This window comes from Arthrospiribacter ruber, assembly GCF_019343195.1.
GTDB classification, from domain to species: domain Bacteria; phylum Bacteroidota; class Bacteroidia; order Cytophagales; family Cyclobacteriaceae; genus Arthrospiribacter; species Arthrospiribacter ruber.
Map to the genome: position 1 here is coordinate 1 of NZ_RPHB01000019.1, position 17320 is coordinate 17320.

Here is a 17320-nt window from a genome sequence, read left to right on the forward strand (position 1 = left end):
CAGTTGGTTCAGAGCATTCCGACTTACGGTCGGAAGGGTCGGGGGTTCGAATCCCTCAACTCCCACAATAAGCCTTTAAAAGAGGCTTTTTTTGTTATATGCCCTGCCATTTTTACATACTATACTCAAAATGTTCAGACCGGTTTTATGTTGGCCATACCTGTGATATTTTGGAAGAGAGGCTGCGAAGGCACCGGAGCAATCATAAAGGATTTACAGGAACTCAGTCAGATTGGGAACTGGTTTATTCAGAGCCATACCCTGATAAGAAATCAGCCTATGCCCGTGAGCGAGAGGTAAAATCATGGAAGAGCCGCAAAAAGATTTTGCTTCTGTTCAAAGGGGCCTAGCCCAGTTGGTTCAGAGCATTCCGACTTACGGTCGGAAGGGTCGGGGGTTCGAATCCCTCAACTCCCACAATAAGCCTTTAAAAGAGGCTTTTTTTGTTATATGCCCTGCCATTTTTACATACTATACTCAAAATGTTCAGACCGGTTTTATGTTGGCCATACCTGTGATATTTTGGAAGAGAGGCTGCGAAGGCACCGGAGCAATCATAAAGGATTTCAGGAGATTTGGGATATTGATGAAAATGAGATTGAGCTTATTGCTAATGGAGTCAGTGATTTTCCCCTAAAACGAAATATACAGCGTTTGAATGATAATTTAGGAGTCAGTTATTTTTTGGAAATGGAAATTCTGAACAGGAAACTTTTTAAAATAAGTGGCTTGGTTTCCCAATTACAATATAAGGAATTGACAGACCCATATTCAATGGGTGGTCTTGGTTTAGGTTCCGAACATAATTTATTGAAAAGATATTCTCTTTCTGATGGAGCGATTTTGTTGGCACAAATGGAGGTTTCTTCCAAGCATTTGGAAGATAACTGTTTAGATCCTAAGGTCATCCAAAAGGAGGTTGATGCTTTTTTTCAGCAGATATTTATTCAGGAATATTAAAGCTATTTAGGAATTTGTCTTTGTTTTAAATTTAACATTTCCAAAGATTGAACAAATAGTTGCTCAAACTTGGGTCCTATAAAATAAAAACGTGAGACTGTTTAGGTAAGGCTTGATAAAGATTAACTTCAAAACAGGTTTAAATTAAACCCAGCCTTAGCCCATCTCCCAGGCATTTGAACAAAACCTGCCTCTATATATTGTGTGTTAGTTATGTTAGAGACTTCTACAAAAAGGCCGAAAGTTTTTAACCTGTTGAAATCTATTCTTGCGTCCAATAGGAAATATGGATCCAGGGCAATTCTTTCCAAATACCTGCTCTTTACAGTTAATTCTGCTTTTCCAAATAGTTCTGCCTGAATTCCGGCAATAATCTGGTTTCTTAAAGAATTCAGGGCAAATCTAGACTCGATTTCTTCTGGCTGCACCAAGTCCGCTCTGATGTAATTGTAGCTTGCGGATACTTCGGTCAAACGGGCATTGGTCAAACCCCAGTTTACTTTGTATTGAATTGCCGTTTCTACCCCATTGAAAGTGACTTCACTTACATTTCCTGGAGTCCATTGGTTAGGGTTTGGAGTTTGGTTGCTTGGCAAGCGGGTGTAATCAATGAGATTTTGCGTATATCGGTAGAAATAAACCACCTCTGCCCTTAGTCTTGATCTGTTTAATTTCCAGCCAAATTCATAATTGCTGGCTTCCTCAGGAAGTAGGTTTGGGTTGCTTGTATTGCTTGCATCCTGATAAAACAATTCAGTGTAGGAAGGTATGCGGTAGCTTATCCCAAAATTCCCATAGAACCTGTTGCTTGGGCTGGCCTGAAAACCGATTTCTGCACCTGGAAAATGTTTCCAGCCATATTCATTGAAGTAATTGGAGTAAACCCCTGCCCTGATATCGGTTTTCTGGCCGATCTCTATCCTGTGCTCGGCAAATAGTCCCAAGAACTCTCTGGATCTTTGCCCGAGGTTGTTGCTGTCTATGCTTTCCTGTCTGCCCTCGACTCCAAATCCTGTAATTCCCAAATCGGAAGTGTAAGAGGCATTAAATTCCAATGCCAATACATCGGATACGTGATTGTTGGTGAAAAATTCGGGTTCATTTCTCCTCAACCTAAACTCATCTATATTTCTTCTCCAATATGCCCTGGTCTGGAAATACAGGTTGTTGTGATCGTAGGTGTGGCTGACCGAGCTCAGGTAGGTTTGAAGACTTTCCCACTGATCGGGAAATAAATCAGTATAAAAACCATTGGCACCAAAGTTCCTGTCCGAAAAACCGAACATGGCATTGAGCTCATTTTTCTCATTTAGTTCTATTCCTGATTCATAAAATACATTGGTGACTTTGAAGTCACTATTATATTGGTGCCCTTCTGAGGCGTCATGAGAGACGGAAAGAGTTTGTCTGTATTTTCCGACAGGCATCGAAGTAATAATATGGCCTCCACGCATACCGAAATCTCCTCCAAAACCCTGGATTTGTAGGCTTTTGGTTTCGGGAAGTGTGGTGATGAGGTTGATGGCTCCTGCAAATGCATTTTGTCCGAAAATCCTTGATCCAGGTCCTTTCAGCACTTCTATCCTTTGGATAGACTGGAGAGGGACAGGTATATTCATCATGTGATTGCCTGTTTGTGGATCTGTAAGTTTTATCCCGTTGATGAGCATAAGGGTTTGTTCAAATCCACCTCCTCTGATACCAATATTAGCCTGAACACCGCTTACACCTCTCTGTCGCACATCAAGACCTGGTGTAAATGATAGAACTTCTTGTATGCTTCGGGCGGGTGTGGTTTCTATTTCTTTTCTGGAAACCACAGAAATATTCCGGGAAACTTTGTTAAATGGAATTCCTATCCGGTTTTCCATTATAGTGACTTCCTCAAGTGCTACCGCAGTGCTGTCATTTACCGGATTGGCTGATAAAATACCGCTAAGGGAAAAATAGAACATTAAAGTAAAAACTGATTTCATATAAGTCGTGGTTTATTGTTGTGCAAATTAATGCTATGAGAATTAAGGAAGCAAATCCGTTCATTTTTAAGAAAAGTTTGCAAAAAGGAACAGAGAACTGTAAAAAATCAATTTTTCTTTAAGGGTCCATTCTTTATTTTAGGCGCCTGAAGTAAAAATAGATTCTATGAAAAAAATCGGATTAAGAAAAATTTTCCTTATGCTGGCTTTTTTGTCCTGTGCCTCAATGTCTTTCGGACAGGAGGTGATTGATAACAAAGATCGGGCATTCACGGAAATTGGTTACAGGCAAGGGACAGCCTACAGGACGGCCTCTGGAAAGCCAGGGCCTATGTATTGGCAAAACCAAGCGGATTATAAAATTGATGTGAAGCTGGATGAAGACAATCATACATTGTCAGGTTCGCTTACCATTACCTATACCAACAACAGTCCTGAGGAATTGGACTTTGTGTGGCTTTATTTAGAGCAGAATCGCTTCACACCTGATTCTAGAGGTACCCTGACTACTCCTGTGCAGGGAAGTCGTTATGTTGGGGATCTTGACGGTGGATATGAGATCCGGAATTTGAAAGCTCAGGTTGTTGGAAGAAACAAACCTGTTTCGGATGATCATTTTGTGGATGACACCAGAATGAGGGTTACCATTGCAGAGCCTATTCCGGCCAAAGGAGGGCAGGCTACCATATCAATGGACTTTGAATACAAAATTCCCGAGAAGGGAATGGATAGAATGGGACGTGTGAAAGTAAAAGACGGTGTCATCTATGCCATGGCCCAGTGGTATCCAAAAGTTGCAGTGTTTGATGATGTGACTGGATGGAATACAGACCCCTATCTAGGAGCAGGCGAATTTTACTTAGGTTACGGTGATTTTGAATATAAGGTCACGGTGCCCTTCGATCATATTGTGGTTGGTTCTGGAGAGTTGGTAAATCCCGGTCAGGTCCTGACAAGGGAACAGCAAAGAAGAATGAAGGAAGCCGCAGAAAGTGATGAGAGGGTGTATATCATTACTCCTGAGGAAATTACTGATTATGAAAATAATAGACCAAAGAAAGAGGGAGCAGTTACTTGGCATTTTAAAATGAACAATACCAGGGATGTGGCTTTTGCCTCTTCCAAGACCTTTATTTGGGATGCCGCACGAATTAATCTACCAAGCGGGAAAAAAGCAATGGCCCAATCCGTCTATCCAAGAGAAAGTGATGGAGATGAGGCTTGGGGAAGATCAACCGAGTACGGCAAAGCATCTGTAGAGCATTATTCAGAGATGTGGTACGAATACCCCTATCCTGTAGCAGTCAACGTGGCTGCAGAAGTAAACGGAATGGAATACCCGGGTTTGAATTTCTGTAGCTTCAGGTCAAAAGGAGCATCACTTTGGGGTGTAACAGACCACGAATTTGGCCACAATTGGTTTCCTATGATTGTAGGTACAAACGAAAGGAGACATGCTTGGATGGATGAAGGATTCAACACCTTTATCAATTATTACAGTTATCTGGCTTTCAATGAAGGGGAATATACCAACAATCTCAAGCAAACAAGGAGGTATATCAACCAATTGACCAATAAAGACAGGGAGCCAGTAGTGACTCACCCTGACAGGTTACAGCCTGCTAATATTGGCATGTCAGCCTACTATAAGCCTGCTTTGGGCATGATCGTACTAAGAGAGTATGTCATTGGACCGGAGCGCTTTGATAAAGCCTTCAAGTCTTATATCAGCACCTGGGCTTACAAGCACCCACAGCCCAATGACTTTTTCAACCATTTCGAAAACGCAGTCGGAGAAAATCTGGATTGGTTCTGGAAAGGTTGGTTTTACAGCAATGCTACTATTGATATTGCGATTGATGGTGTATATCCTTATGGACCAAACTATGTAGTATCATTGTCTAACCATGGGCAGATGCCTATGCCGGTACAGCTTGAGATCACCTATGAAGATGGCGAAAAGGAGAGAAGGACTTTGCCTGTAGAGATTTGGTTTAAAGGAAATCAATGGAATCACCTGCTTAGAACAGACAAGAAAGTGGTAGCGGTGGAGATTGACCCGGAGAAAATCATGCCGGACATCAATTCAGCAAATGACAGATGGCCCACTAGCCTCTATGAGGATTAAAGTTTAAAAGGCAGCGGAACTTCACCGCTGCCTTTTTTTAAGATCAATATTCGTCGTTGATTTCTATCCAATAGCCATCCGGGTCCTGTATGTATATTTGCTGGATTCCATCAGGCCGGATATTGATTTCCCCTTCATTTCCTGGCCAATCGCCGTAAGTAACACCCAGGCTTTCCAGTTTTGCAATAAAAGCTTTCATATCGGGTACACTGAAGCATATGTGGTTGTTTTTATTGATCGTAACAGGTTCCCAAGGAGCCTGAATAATATGCATGGATAGGTTGTTTCCAATATCGAACCATACATGTACACCATCTTTGAAGGGTTCATCGAGTTCTTCAAATTCGAATACATCAGAATAAAATGCGGTACTTCTCTTAATGTCTTCAACATATACTGCGATATGGGTAATCTTTGCCTGTGCCATTGTTTTATGATGGATAATATTTGATACCAAGAGTATGACTGCTGTCAAAAGTAAATTTTTCATAGGTATAGGGTTTGTTGTTCAATCCTAAAGATAAGAATTTGAAATTATCCTTTTGGCACGAATATGATTGCCGAAAGCTTGTAGGTTTGAAAGGTCAAAAAAAGAAGGTCAGTCTTGATGAAAGACTGACCTTCTCAGTAAATTTTGCGTGATTTTAATTTCTTTTCCCTGCCATTGCTATCTCCTGAGCTTCCTCAAAGAGGTTTAGGGCCTGGATAAACGCTTCATTAACGGTTTCATTTATGATTTTGTAGAATGCATTATCATCATAAATGTTCCTGGCCATGTTGGCTTTGATTAGGATTTTCAAATAATCTTTAGATTTGTTGAAGTCTTTTTCATTGAATTTGACCTTATTTTTCTCTCCGACTTTTATCAGGTCCTGAAGCATATTTTCAGTAATATCAAAATTCTTGTAGTACTCCTCAAAGCTCATATTCTCAAACTTCTTCTTATTGTTGTCCAAGTAATCGAGGATATATTCCCTGGAAGCATCCGAATTCATCAACCTATTCACATATGCACTTGCCATTGTAGTATCAAGTGGTACAAAGAAGTCGGGCATGATACCTCCACCTCCATATACTGTTCTTCCGCTTATGGTCTCATATTTTAGGCTGTCATTGAACTTGATGCTGTCAGCTGAGAAGAACTCTCCATGCTCCAGCCTGTATGACCAGTCCGCACTGTAATCTTCATCCTCACCATATGGCTTCTGTATAGATCTGCCGGATGGAGTGTAGTACCGTGCAATGGTCAATCTCAACTCTGCACCATCAGATAGGTCAATTGGCATTTGCACCAATCCTTTTCCAAAAGATCTTCTACCTACGATAAGGCCTCTGTCATTGTCCTGTACAGCTCCGGCCAAAATCTCTGATGCAGATGCACTGCCCTCATTGATAAGAACTATGATTGTGCCGTCCTCAAAATTTCCTGGCTTCACTGCATAAGCTTTTTGATTATAACGGCTCATTTTGCCTTCCTGCGATACTATCAGGGCGTTGTCGTCAAGGATTTCATCTGCCATGTTGATGGCAGCGCCCATGTATCCTCCAGGGTTACCTTGTAGGTCAAGAATAAGTTTTTTCATTCCCTGATCTTTAAGCTCTTTAAGGGATTTCTTGAATTCTTCATGGGTGGTAGCAGCAAACCTTGTCACCTTGATGTATCCCACTTCATTATTGACCATGTAGGAGGCATTGATGCTGTACTGTGGGATTTTATCTCTGGTGACTTCGTAAGTGATCAGGTCATCATGGTTTTTCCTTTTGATGTCTATGTTGACTTTGCTGTTTTTTGGACCTCTTAAAAGATCAAACACATCTCTGTTGGTAATTCCGGTTCCGGCTACGTTTTTACCATCCACTTTTATGATCTGATCTCCGGATTGGATGCCTAGTTTTTCGGAAGGGCCTCCTGTCAAAGGAGCTACTACATAAATAGTGTCTCTAATGATTCCAAATTCCACACCTATACCATCAAATTCTCCGTCCAGTTGGGATTTGGCCAGGGATGCATCTTTGGCGGGTATATATGAGGAGTGGGGGTCAAGCTTTTCAAGCATTTTTTGGATGCCGTGCTCGACAAGTTCATTGGTATTGACCGAATCCACATAATCTCTGTTGATGTAGGTAATGATTTCCTGAATTTTGTAAAGTGCAGCTTTCAGGTCATTGCGGTCAGATTTAGGTTCTGCAAATGTTGCTCCTATCCATATCCCTGCAGATATTGCCAAGGCTAGGATCAAAGGAAGTCTGATTTGCTGTTTGGTGTTTTTTATTTCGCTCACGGTGTCCTCCGGTTATTTATTTTTTACTTTTTGTTACGGGTAATTGGCAAATATATCTTTTAACAGGTTTTATGGCCAATTCGTTTTTATAAACGCCATTATTTCAATTTTGATGAGGTCTTTAACCTTTTTTAGCCAAAATAAATTAATTTTGTCCTCATGTGGAATTCTAAAGATATTGAAAAAAGCCCCATCAAAGAACTTGTTTCCGGTAATTATGTATTCGCTTCGGTGCTGCATTATTTTGGGATCAGTTTTTTTCAGTATGAACAGAATTCCCTTCAGGACGTTTGTCAAAAACACCGTATTCAGCCACAGCAGTTGATCCACGAGCTAGAAAACTGGGCAAAAAGAAAAGAGCCTACTTCTGAGGAATTGTATTTAAGGCCAATTGAAGTGCTGGTAGCCTATTTAAAAAAGAAACATTATTATTTTGTACGTCAGGAGCTCCCTTTCTTGTCCCATATGATTACCGGAATTCAAGTTGAGGACAAAGATTACAGCAATGTGCTCAATGATTTAAGGATTTTATTCCCTCTTTTTGTGGAAGATTTTATCCACCATATCCACGAAGAAGAAAGTAGGGTGTTCAATAGAATCGAACTTCTTCACAACATTGAAGAGGGGGAGTTTGCCTTAAATGATGCGCTGGTGATTTTAGAAAAGCAACCAATCGCTTCATTGGCAGATTCGCACGAAGTCCATGACGATGAAATGGTTGGGATCAGAAAGCTTACGAACAATTATTTTTTACCTGAAAATGCTCCTGTCAGCATGAAAGTCCTTTACAACGAGCTCCAGGTATTTGAAAAAGAACTCAATATTCACGCCCAGATTGAAGATGCACTTCTGTTTCCCAAAGCTATTGAGCTGGAAAGAGAAGTGCTTAGAAGTGTGAGAAAGAAAATTGCTGCAAACTGATGGGGAGGATTTTGGCAATAGACCTTGGAACCAAAAGGACGGGTATAGCAGTTACAGATACACTTAAGATGCTGGCCAATCCATTGCAAACCGTCGAAACTGCAAAACTTGTTGATTTTCTACGTGATTACTTCGTAAAGGAAGATGTCGAAACGATTGTCCTGGGCTACCCAACCCACTTGGATGGTAATCCAAACGAAATGACACCCAGGGTCATCAGCCTAAAAGATAGACTAAAGAAGTTGTTTCCAGATAAAGAACTCGTCCTGATAGATGAGCGCTTTACTTCCAGAATGGCCATGCAGAGCATGATAGCCATGGGCAGCAAGAAAAAGGACAGAAGAGAAAAAGCAGGCAACCTGGATAAAGTCAGTGCGGCCATTATATTACAATCATATTTAGATAGACAATGATATATCCAATTGTAGCTTACGGTAACCCTATTTTAAAGAAAGAAGCTGAAGAGATCAAAGAGGGAGAAGATATCTCCAAACTTATAGAGGACATGTATGCCACAATGGACCACGCCAATGGAGTAGGCCTTGCAGCACCACAGATCAACAAAGGTATAAGGTTATTTGTCATTGACAGTAATCTCATGCTCGATGAAGAAGATGAAGAAAAAGGATTCAGAAAAGTTTTTGTCAATCCGATCATTTTGGATGAATATGGAGATGATTATAGCTTTGAAGAAGGATGTCTCAGCATACCTGATGTAAGGGCTGAGATAATCAGGCCGGAAAAGCTCACCATTGAGTATTTTGACGAAAACTGGAACCTTCATGAAGAAGAATTCTCGGGTATGACCGCTAGAGTGATCCAGCACGAATATGATCATTTAGAAGGCATTCTATTTGTAGATTACCTAAAAGGACTCAAAAAAAGGTTGGTGAAAAGTAAGCTCATAGAAATCAGTAAAGGTAAAGTATCGACTGATTACAGAATGGTTTACCCGCTTAAGTGATCCGGGATCCTGCCAATTAGTTAATATTTATGCAGATTGGACCGCCTATCCATTGCTACCATTGACAGATATGAAGGGATCGTCATTCTAAACGCAGTGAAGAATCTCCCACTATTAAGGGAAGGAGATCCTTCTCCTGATCCGGGATCAGGATGACGTACACCAACTGTCATTTCCTTTCTGTAAATGCCAATTTTAGTAACTAATAATGATTTTTAAAACCATGGAAAAAAACATTTCTCCCCAGCTGAAAGTCGCCCTAGTACAGACCGAGCTTTATTGGAAAAATAAAGTGGCCAACATGGCTATGCTAGAGGAGAAAATAGCAGGAATGGATGAAGAAGTGGATATAATTATTTTACCTGAAATGTTCACTACGGGATTTACCATGGAGGCTGAAGAAGTTGCTGAAAATATGAACCTGCAAACCACAAGGTGGCTAAAGCAGATGGCTCGGCATACCCAAGCCTTGGTGACAGGTAGCTTTGTAGTAGTGGAAGACGGTAAATATTTTAATAGACTTGTATGGGCCAAGCCAAATGGAGATATAGGACATTATGACAAACGCCATCTTTTCCGGATGGCCTCTGAAGATGAGCATTACAGCATGGGAAAGACCCAAGAATTCTTCGAATGGAAGGGCTGGAGAATTATGCCTCAGGTGTGTTATGACCTAAGATTTCCCGTTTGGAGCAGAAATAGGCTCCTAGATGATGGTTCTTTGGCTTACGATCTTGTTTTTTATGTGGCAAGCTGGCCAAGTCCCAGGATCAATGCTTGGGATATTCTACTTCAGGCCAGAGCTGTGGAAAATTTAGCTTATTCGATAGGAGTAAACAGAATAGGGCGGGACGGTAATCAAGTTCCTTATTCAGGACATTCAGGGGCATACAATTATAAAGGTGAGACGATTTGCTTTTCACAAGAAAAGGAAGAAATACTTATTGCAGAGCTTGATTATGAAGGGTTAATGGAGTTCAGAAAGAAATTTCCCGCCTGGAGAGACAGTGATAGATTTGAATTGAAATAGAAAGTAGTTGAATAAGCATTTTCCCTTTGTTCATTATAAGTGGGGACATTCATGTGCTGAATTTTCTGCTTATGTAACGAATCTTTGAAACTTTGATAAATTCCTTAATTTAGCCCTCCAATTTTAATAAAAGAGTAAACAAAGCATCAAAAAAATTAAATCCAGATTTTGAAGATGCTTCATTTAAATTATTTGTAAACCATATCTGAATCAACAGAAAATGACCACCAAAACAGCAAAAATCCTTTATACGCTGACTGATGAGGCCCCGGCCTTGGCTACATATTCCTTACTTCCCATAGTGAAATCTTTCACAGAGTCTGCTGGCGTTTCAGTAGAGACCAGAGATATATCTCTTTCTGGAAGGATCATCTCCCAGTTTCCTGAGAGATTGACAGAGGATCAGAGGATCAATGATGATCTTGCGGAGTTGGGTCAAATCGCCAAAACCCCGGAAGCCAATATTGTTAAGTTACCCAATATTTCGGCATCTATGCCCCAATTGTTGGCAGCGATTAAAGAACTACAGGCAAAAGGATACAATCTTCCGGAATATCCTAACAATCCGCAAAACGAAGAGGAAAAGGAAATTAAAGCTAAATATGATAAGGTAAAGGGCAGTGCGGTAAATCCGGTATTGAGAGAGGGGAATTCTGATAGAAGAGCACCTCAGGCCGTGAAGCAATATGCAAAAAAGAACCCTCACAGCATGGGTGCTTGGAGCTCTGACTCCAAATCTCACGTAGCCAGCATGACTGAAGGGGACTTTTATGGAAGTGAAAAATCTCTCACGCTTGGTCAGGCTGAAAAAGTGTCCATAGAACTGCAAGGTCCGGATGGTACCATTTTAAAACTAAAGGAAAACCTTTCATTACAGGAAGGTGAAGTGATAGATGCTGCGGTATTGAGTGTAGCTTCACTCAAAAAATTTCTTGCTGAGCAGAAGGAAGATGCCAAGCGTCAGGGTGTGTTGTTTTCCCTACACATGAAAGCAACTATGATGAAGGTATCGGATCCGATTATTTTTGGTCATGCAGTGAAAGTGTTTTTTGCTCCTGTATTTGATAAAAATGCTGAGATATTGTCATCACTCGGTGTTGATGTCAACAATGGTTTTGGAGACCTGATTGCCAAAATCCAAAGTTTGCCGACAGAAAAAAAAGCCCTCATCGAAGAAGATATTGAAGCATGTCTATCAGAGGGGCCTGACTTGGCCATGGTAAATTCAGACAAAGGCATCACCAACCTTCACGTGCCAAGTGATGTGATCATTGATGCTTCTATGCCTGCCATGATCAGGACTTCAGGTCAGATGTGGAACAAGCAAGGAAAGCAACAAGATACTAAGGCAGTGATACCTGACAGGTCCTATGCTGGTGTATATCAGGAGACGATAGACTTTTGTAAGAAAAACGGAGCATTTGATCCGGCCACTATGGGTTCTGTTCCCAATGTTGGCTTGATGGCACAAAAGGCGGAAGAGTATGGTTCTCACGACAAGACATTTGAAATTCCTTTTGCAGGAACTGTGAAGGTGGTCTCTTCAACCGGAGAGGTGCTGATTTCGCATGCTGTAGCCCAAGGGGATATCTGGAGAATGTGTCAGACCAAGGATGCCCCTATTCAGGATTGGGTAAAATTGGCGGTTAATAGAGCCAAAGCAACCGGTGTTCCGGCTATTTTCTGGTTGGATAAAAACCGTGCTCATGATGCACAGCTTATTTCAAAAGTAAATAAATACCTGGCCGATCATGATACAGATGGATTAGACATCCAAATCATGAGCCCAGTGGAAGCGACCAGATTCTCATTAGAGCGAATCAAGGAAGGAAAGGATACCATTTCTGTAACAGGAAACGTACTTCGGGATTATCTTACCGATTTATTCCCCATTCTGGAGCTTGGAACCAGTGCCAAAATGCTTTCTATAGTACCATTGATGAATGGAGGCGGTTTATTTGAGACAGGTGCGGGAGGTTCAGCCCCAAAGCATGTCGAACAACTTGTAGAAGAAAACCATCTTAGATGGGATTCTTTAGGGGAGTTTTTGGCATTGGCAGTTTCTTTGGAGCATTTGGCATCCACCTTTGACAATGAAAGGGCCAAAGTCTTGGCCGAAACATTGGATCAAGCTACCGGGAAATTTTTGGATGAAAACAAATCTCCTTCCAGAAAAGCAAAAGAACTCGATAATAGAGGCAGTCACTTTTACCTTGCGATGTATTGGGCCGAGGCTTTAGCTGCACAGGATAAAGATGAGGATTTGAAAGCGATATTTTCACCAATTGCCATTGAGCTTTTGGACAATGAAAGTAAAATTCTTTCTGAGTTGAATGATATACAAGGTGTAAAAGTGGATATAGGAGGGTATTTCAAACCGGATGCTGAAAAAACAGCCAAGGTGATGAGGCCTAGCGCCACTTTGAACCGTATCCTTGCAAAGATATCCGGATAATAAAAGGGCTGGCCATGTGCCAGCTTTTTTGTTTTTATGGCCTTAGTAATAAGTGACTGTTCAAAAAAATCATCAAGAGTATATTACTGATTATCAATAAATTGTTTTTTAGACAATTTTTCCGCAATCGATTGTTTTTTAAAAGGTTCATTATCAATCTTTTAAATATTTTGGTAGCCGGAATTAATTTGGTAATTTTAAGCAGAAATCTACTCTTAAAATACATGTTTGAAAGGGGATTGTTTGATCCCGAATTCTTTTTAGAGTATAACCAACACAACAATAAATAAAATAACTATGAGCAAAATCAAAGTAGGAATCAACGGATTCGGAAGAATCGGTAGACTTGTTTTTAGAGCAGCACAAAAAAGAAATGATGTACAGATCGTCGCCATCAATGATTTGATCGATGTAGACTACATTGCTTACATGCTGAAGTATGATTCCACCCATGGCGTTTTTGACGGTACTGTGGAAGTAAAGGACGGTAAACTGGTAGTAAACGGCAACGAAATCAGAGTTACCTCTGAAAAGAGCCCCGCTGCCCTTAAATGGGGAGAAGTAGGTGCTGACTACGTGGTAGAATCTACCGGTATTTTCCTAACCAAAGAGACTGCGCAAGGACACTTGGATGCAGGTGCGAAGAAAGTAATCATGTCCGCACCTTCCAAAGATGATACCCCTATGTTTGTAATGGGTGTGAATGAAGATAAATATACTTCTGATATGAATTTTGTCTCTAACGCATCTTGTACTACCAACTGTCTGGCGCCTATAGCAAAAGTGTTGAATGACAACTGGGGAATAGAAGAAGGCTTGATGACTACTGTGCACGCTACTACAGCTACACAAAAGACAGTAGATGGACCTTCTGCCAAAGACTGGAGAGGTGGTCGAGGAGCTGCCCAGAATATCATCCCATCGTCTACAGGTGCTGCAAAAGCGGTAGGTAAAGTAATTCCTGAATTGAACGGGAAATTGACAGGTATGGCATTTAGGGTTCCAACACCAAACGTATCAGTAGTAGACTTGACAGTAAGGTTGAAAAACCCTGCTAAATACGAAGAGATCTGCGCCAAAATGAAAGAAGCTTCTGAAGGTAGCCTAAAAGGTATTTTGGGTTATACTGAAGATGCCGTAGTATCTACAGATTTCAATGGTGATCCTCGCACTTCTATTTTTGATAAAGATGCCGGTATACAGCTTAGCGACACATTTGTGAAAGTCGTTTCCTGGTATGACAATGAGTGGGGTTACTCCAACAAAGTGATTGACCTTTTGACTTTTATCGCCTCAAAAGGTTGATAAAGCATTGCTGAAAAAATAAGGGGAGCTCAGGCTCCCTTTTTTATTGGATTGAACATTTTTTGGAAAGATTGGGTTTTTTTAATATACTGATGAACAATTTATTAAACCCTTTATGAAGTACTTGATTTCCTCATTTCTATTATTGATTAGTTTTTTATTTACTCCATCACCCCAGCATGCCTTGCCTCAATCTGATGATACTGAATCAGAGTCTAAGGTGATTGAATATCAAAATAAGACCATACCTATTGAAATTTTAGGCCCTGTAAAAGAGGCTTTGGAGTATTTTCCTGAGTTGAGGGATGTGTCTATAGATTTTGAGTTTCGGGAAAAAATCTCTGGAGCTGTCATGCAGGCACAGCCGAGGTTATTTTCATTGTTTCTGGATGGAAAAGAAAAAAGGAAGTACAAAATCAAAATCACCAGACAGCTTGATTTTGCCGAAGGATTCTACCCGATAGAAAATGTGCCTCATGAAGCGCTAGTTGGATGGATAGGACATGAATTGGGACATGTAATGGACTATATCAATAGGTCTTCGGTCAACATGATGCGTTTTGGGATCAAGTACTATTTGTTTGATAAAAGTGTGACCGAAGCCGAACTTACAGCAGACGGTTATGCAATAGGTTGCGGAATGGGGCACTATATACTTGCCAACAAGCACTATATCCTTAATAATGAGAATTTTGAAGATGACTACAAGGACAAGATCAAAAATCTTTATATGTCCCCAGATCAGATTCTGACACTTCAAAAAGTCCTTGATGAAGAACTGGCAGGTCAAACCAATTGAGCCGTATTCAGTTGAGTTGGTATGTCATCTTATATTCCCTTGTTTCCCTTAAAGCTGGTAGCATTTCCAAGCGAACAGGTCAATCTTCATATTTTTGAACCTAGGTACCGTCAGCTGATACATGATATCAAAGAGTCAGGAGGACTGTTTGGGATAGCGGTCTATATTGATAAGCTTATGCCATTTGGGACTGAAGTCAGGTTGCAGGAGATTTCCAAAGTGTATGAAGACGGAAGGATGGATGTCAAGACCTTGGGTGTTCGGGTTTTTGAAGTGATCACTTTTGACAATCCTGCAAGCGGGAAATTATATGCTGGAGGAAAAGTGGTCTATCAGGAAAATGATCCTTCTGTTGCCAAAAATATTTATGATGAGTTTGTATTTTTTCTCAAAGAATTTTTCAGACTAATAGGTTATGAAATAGACCTGAGCTCAGCATTGTTCAGTTCGTTTACTGTTGCACACAAGCTGGGCCTGAAAATAGAAGAAGAATATGAATTGCTTCGGATTTCATCTGAAGCAGATAGACAGCAATTTCTTATCAAGCATTTGAAGCGCATTTTACCTGTCATGAGAGACCTTGAAAAAGCCAAAGACAGAATCAAACAAAACGGTCATTTTAAGAATCTAGATCCTCTGGATTTTTGATCACAATCTGGTGACACTTTCCTTTTTGACATAAGCTTTGCGATCACCCCATTTTACTTCGTACCAGATGTCTTTTGAAGATTTGATCACTACACGGTGTCCAGGATCTACTACTTTGATCAATTTCCCGCCTGCTGTGGGCTTATCCATGACAAGGGTAGGGCTACCAGTGACAATCCCAGTTTTCGGTCCGCTCAGGAAGTTATTTGCCACAAAAACCAATACCAATAAAAAAATGGTAGGTAGGTAGTATTTCGGACGGATTACGTTTTTATTGTAAACCAACAATAAGATCAAAGATACAATCAAGAGAAAAGCAAAGACTGCTGTCAACTCGGATTGCACATCCGTTAGAAACTTGAGAAATCTATCCCTGTCTGTCAATTCATACCCAACAAGGCTGCTCTGTTCGGTCAAAGTTTTGATTTTGGTAATTACCCGCGGGTTCGGATTTTCATCATAATATTTAGCCAGGTAAAATGAAGCTTTGGAAAAATCACCGGTACCTTCGGCAATAAATGCCATCTTTAATAACATTGCTGGAGAGTAGGCGTCCTCATTTTGTAGTAAATCTTCATAAATCACATAAGCTTCTTGGTAAGCTTGATTGCCAAACAAAGAATCTGCTTTATTCAGCTTGTTTATATCGGCCTGACAATTAAAGCTTTGTAAAAAGGTGATAAAAAATATTATAAATTTTGTCAGAAAGATTCTCGTTATACTTTGCATTTTCAAATCAGTAGCTTAAATTTGCAGTCCAATTACGGCAATGATTTAAGAAAAAACAAGTCAAAACGTAACAGATTCCGTAGCTCAGCTGGTAGAGCATAACACTTTTAATGTTAGGGTCCTGGGTTCGAGCCCCAGCGGGATCACATAAGTTGGGAAGAACGCCAAAGGGCGAGAAGTTTATCCCGATTGGACGCGCGAAGCAAGTCCTTATCGGGAAGCCCCAGCGGGATCACCAAAGAAGCAAAAGTGCTTTTAAAATAAATTTAGATTAAAGTTCGGGGTGTAGCGTAGCCCGGTATCGCGCCACATTTGGGATGTGGAGGTCGTAGGTTCGAATCCTGCCACCCCGACTATTTATCCAGGTCCTGTAGCTCAACTGGATAGAGCAACTGCCTTCTAAGCAGTAGGTTTCAGGTTCGAGTCCTGACAGGATCACAATGCCGAAGAGCATCTCTCGCAAGGAGATGCTCTCATTATTAATGAAGAATTGATTCCGTAGCTCAGCTGGTAGAGCATAACACTTTTAATGTTAGGGTCCTGGGTTCGAGCCCCAGCGGGATCACAAAAGTTGGGAACAGCGCCAAAGGGTGAGAAGTTTATCCCGGTTGGACGCGCTAAGCAAGTCCTTATCGGGAAGCCCCAGCGGGATCACATAAAAAAACCTCTATATCGGAGGTTTTTTTTATTTTGTAAGGTTTGGAAGAAGGGTACGAACTAGGTTTCAACTGGATAGAGCATCCCGACTAATCGGGAAGGTTTCAGGTTCGAGTCCTGACAGGATCACAATGCCGAAGAGCATCTCTCGCAAGGAGATGCTCTCATTATTAATGAAGAATTGATTCCGTAGCTCAGCTGGTAGAGCATAACACTTTTAATGTTAGGGTCCTGGGTTCGAGCCCCAGCGGGATCACAAAAGTTGGGAACAGCGCCAAAGGGTGTGGATCTGCTACATTTGATTGGACATTAAGTTAAGCTCGATTAACTTAGTAGATATGGAAAAGAAAAAAAGAAGGTCATTCGATAAATCCTTCAAGTTAATGGTTGTTGAATTATACCGTAATGGAAAGACATCAACTGAAATTAGCGAGGAACTTGGTATTGGTTCTGATCTTGTCAGACG

At 40.8% G+C, this 17320-nt stretch carries 16 protein-coding genes, 5 tRNA genes and 1 pseudogene; 18 read left to right on the forward strand and 4 right to left on the reverse strand.

Going from position 1 to position 17320, the window contains the following annotated elements:
• The first annotated feature begins 98 nt into the window (after positions 1–98).
• From EGN73_RS22270 to EGN73_RS22640, 3 genes and pseudogenes are all read left to right on the forward strand, one after another.
• Positions 99–350, forward strand: a complete 252-nt coding sequence (locus EGN73_RS22270) for a GIY-YIG nuclease family protein (protein ID WP_219294367.1) — start codon at positions 99–101, stop codon at positions 348–350.
• A gap of 100 nt (positions 351–450) precedes the next feature.
• Positions 451–516, forward strand: a pseudogene (locus EGN73_RS22780) (GIY-YIG nuclease family protein); the annotation flags it as partial.
• Between the two features lie 138 nt (positions 517–654).
• Positions 655–960: a hypothetical protein gene (locus EGN73_RS22640; protein WP_246611709.1), complete on the forward strand. Its 306-nt coding sequence runs from the start codon at positions 655–657 to the stop codon at positions 958–960.
• Positions 961–1088: 128 nt separating this feature from the next.
• Here the strand turns inward: EGN73_RS22640 and EGN73_RS22280 are convergent, their stop codons facing one another.
• Positions 1089–2936 (reverse strand): TonB-dependent receptor plug domain-containing protein, encoded by a 1848-nt coding sequence (locus tag EGN73_RS22280; RefSeq protein WP_246611707.1) that lies wholly within the window; start codon positions 2934–2936, stop codon positions 1089–1091.
• 166 nt (positions 2937–3102) lie between these two features.
• On the opposite strand from EGN73_RS22280, the gene EGN73_RS22285 reads away from it, so the two are divergent.
• Positions 3103–5064 (forward strand): M1 family metallopeptidase, encoded by a 1962-nt coding sequence (locus tag EGN73_RS22285; protein ID WP_219294372.1) that lies wholly within the window; start codon positions 3103–3105, stop codon positions 5062–5064.
• Between the two features lie 43 nt (positions 5065–5107).
• Here the strand turns inward: EGN73_RS22285 and EGN73_RS22290 are convergent, their stop codons facing one another.
• Together EGN73_RS22290 and EGN73_RS22295 are read right to left on the reverse strand one after the other, a co-directional pair.
• A complete protein-coding gene (locus EGN73_RS22290; RefSeq protein ID WP_219294374.1) occupies positions 5108–5554 on the reverse strand; it encodes a VOC family protein in 447 nt (148 codons plus the stop codon).
• Positions 5555–5708: 154 nt separating this feature from the next.
• A complete protein-coding gene (locus EGN73_RS22295) occupies positions 5709–7346 on the reverse strand; it encodes a S41 family peptidase (protein ID WP_219294376.1) in 1638 nt (545 codons plus the stop codon).
• Positions 7347–7505: 159 nt separating this feature from the next.
• On the opposite strand from EGN73_RS22295, the gene EGN73_RS22300 reads away from it, so the two are divergent.
• From EGN73_RS22300 to EGN73_RS22335, 8 genes are all read left to right on the forward strand, one after another.
• Positions 7506–8267 carry a hemerythrin HHE cation-binding protein gene (locus tag EGN73_RS22300; protein ID WP_219294378.1) on the forward strand — a complete coding sequence of 254 codons (762 nt, stop codon included), beginning with the start codon at positions 7506–7508 and terminating at the stop codon, positions 8265–8267.
• Positions 8267–8680 carry a Holliday junction resolvase RuvX gene (ruvX, locus tag EGN73_RS22305; protein WP_219294380.1) on the forward strand — a complete coding sequence of 138 codons (414 nt, stop codon included), beginning with the start codon at positions 8267–8269 and terminating at the stop codon, positions 8678–8680. The genes EGN73_RS22300 and ruvX overlap by 1 nt, the downstream gene beginning before the upstream one ends.
• Positions 8677–9231 carry a peptide deformylase gene (gene def, locus EGN73_RS22310; RefSeq protein ID WP_219294382.1) on the forward strand — a complete coding sequence of 185 codons (555 nt, stop codon included), beginning with the start codon at positions 8677–8679 and terminating at the stop codon, positions 9229–9231. Before ruvX ends, def begins: the two co-directional genes overlap by 4 nt.
• 223 nt (positions 9232–9454) lie before the next feature.
• Positions 9455–10261, forward strand: coding sequence for an amidohydrolase (locus EGN73_RS22315; protein ID WP_219294384.1), 807 nt, complete (start codon positions 9455–9457; stop codon positions 10259–10261).
• Positions 10262–10481: 220 nt separating this feature from the next.
• On the forward strand, positions 10482–12716 hold the full coding sequence (locus tag EGN73_RS22320; protein ID WP_219294386.1) for an NADP-dependent isocitrate dehydrogenase: 2235 nt from the start codon (positions 10482–10484) through the stop codon (positions 12714–12716).
• 297 nt (positions 12717–13013) lie between these two features.
• Positions 13014–14021, forward strand: a complete 1008-nt coding sequence (gene gap, locus EGN73_RS22325) for a type I glyceraldehyde-3-phosphate dehydrogenase (protein WP_219294388.1) — start codon at positions 13014–13016, stop codon at positions 14019–14021.
• 115 nt (positions 14022–14136) lie between these two features.
• Complete coding sequence (locus EGN73_RS22330) at positions 14137–14820, forward strand: hypothetical protein (RefSeq protein WP_219294390.1); 684 nt, start codon at positions 14137–14139, stop codon at positions 14818–14820.
• 21 nt (positions 14821–14841) lie between these two features.
• Positions 14842–15468, forward strand: a complete 627-nt coding sequence (locus EGN73_RS22335) for an LON peptidase substrate-binding domain-containing protein (RefSeq protein WP_219294392.1) — start codon at positions 14842–14844, stop codon at positions 15466–15468.
• Here the strand turns inward: EGN73_RS22335 and EGN73_RS22340 are convergent, their stop codons facing one another.
• Positions 15469–16086: an SH3 domain-containing protein gene (locus EGN73_RS22340; RefSeq protein WP_343207152.1), complete on the reverse strand. Its 618-nt coding sequence runs from the start codon at positions 16084–16086 to the stop codon at positions 15469–15471.
• Between the two features lie 184 nt (positions 16087–16270).
• Here EGN73_RS22340 and EGN73_RS22345 point away from each other — a divergent pair.
• From EGN73_RS22345 to EGN73_RS22880, 6 genes are all read left to right on the forward strand, one after another.
• Positions 16271–16343, forward strand: a tRNA-Lys gene (locus EGN73_RS22345).
• A gap of 133 nt (positions 16344–16476) precedes the next feature.
• Positions 16477–16550: transfer RNA gene (locus tag EGN73_RS22350), tRNA-Pro, on the forward strand.
• A gap of 11 nt (positions 16551–16561) precedes the next feature.
• Positions 16562–16635, forward strand: a tRNA-Arg gene (locus EGN73_RS22355).
• Between the two features lie 54 nt (positions 16636–16689).
• A tRNA-Lys gene (locus EGN73_RS22360) sits at positions 16690–16762 on the forward strand.
• A gap of 275 nt (positions 16763–17037) precedes the next feature.
• A tRNA-Lys gene (locus tag EGN73_RS22365) sits at positions 17038–17110 on the forward strand.
• A gap of 82 nt (positions 17111–17192) precedes the next feature.
• The coding region (locus tag EGN73_RS22880; RefSeq protein ID WP_425515051.1) for a hypothetical protein at positions 17193–17320 on the forward strand (128 nt) is incomplete at its 3' end.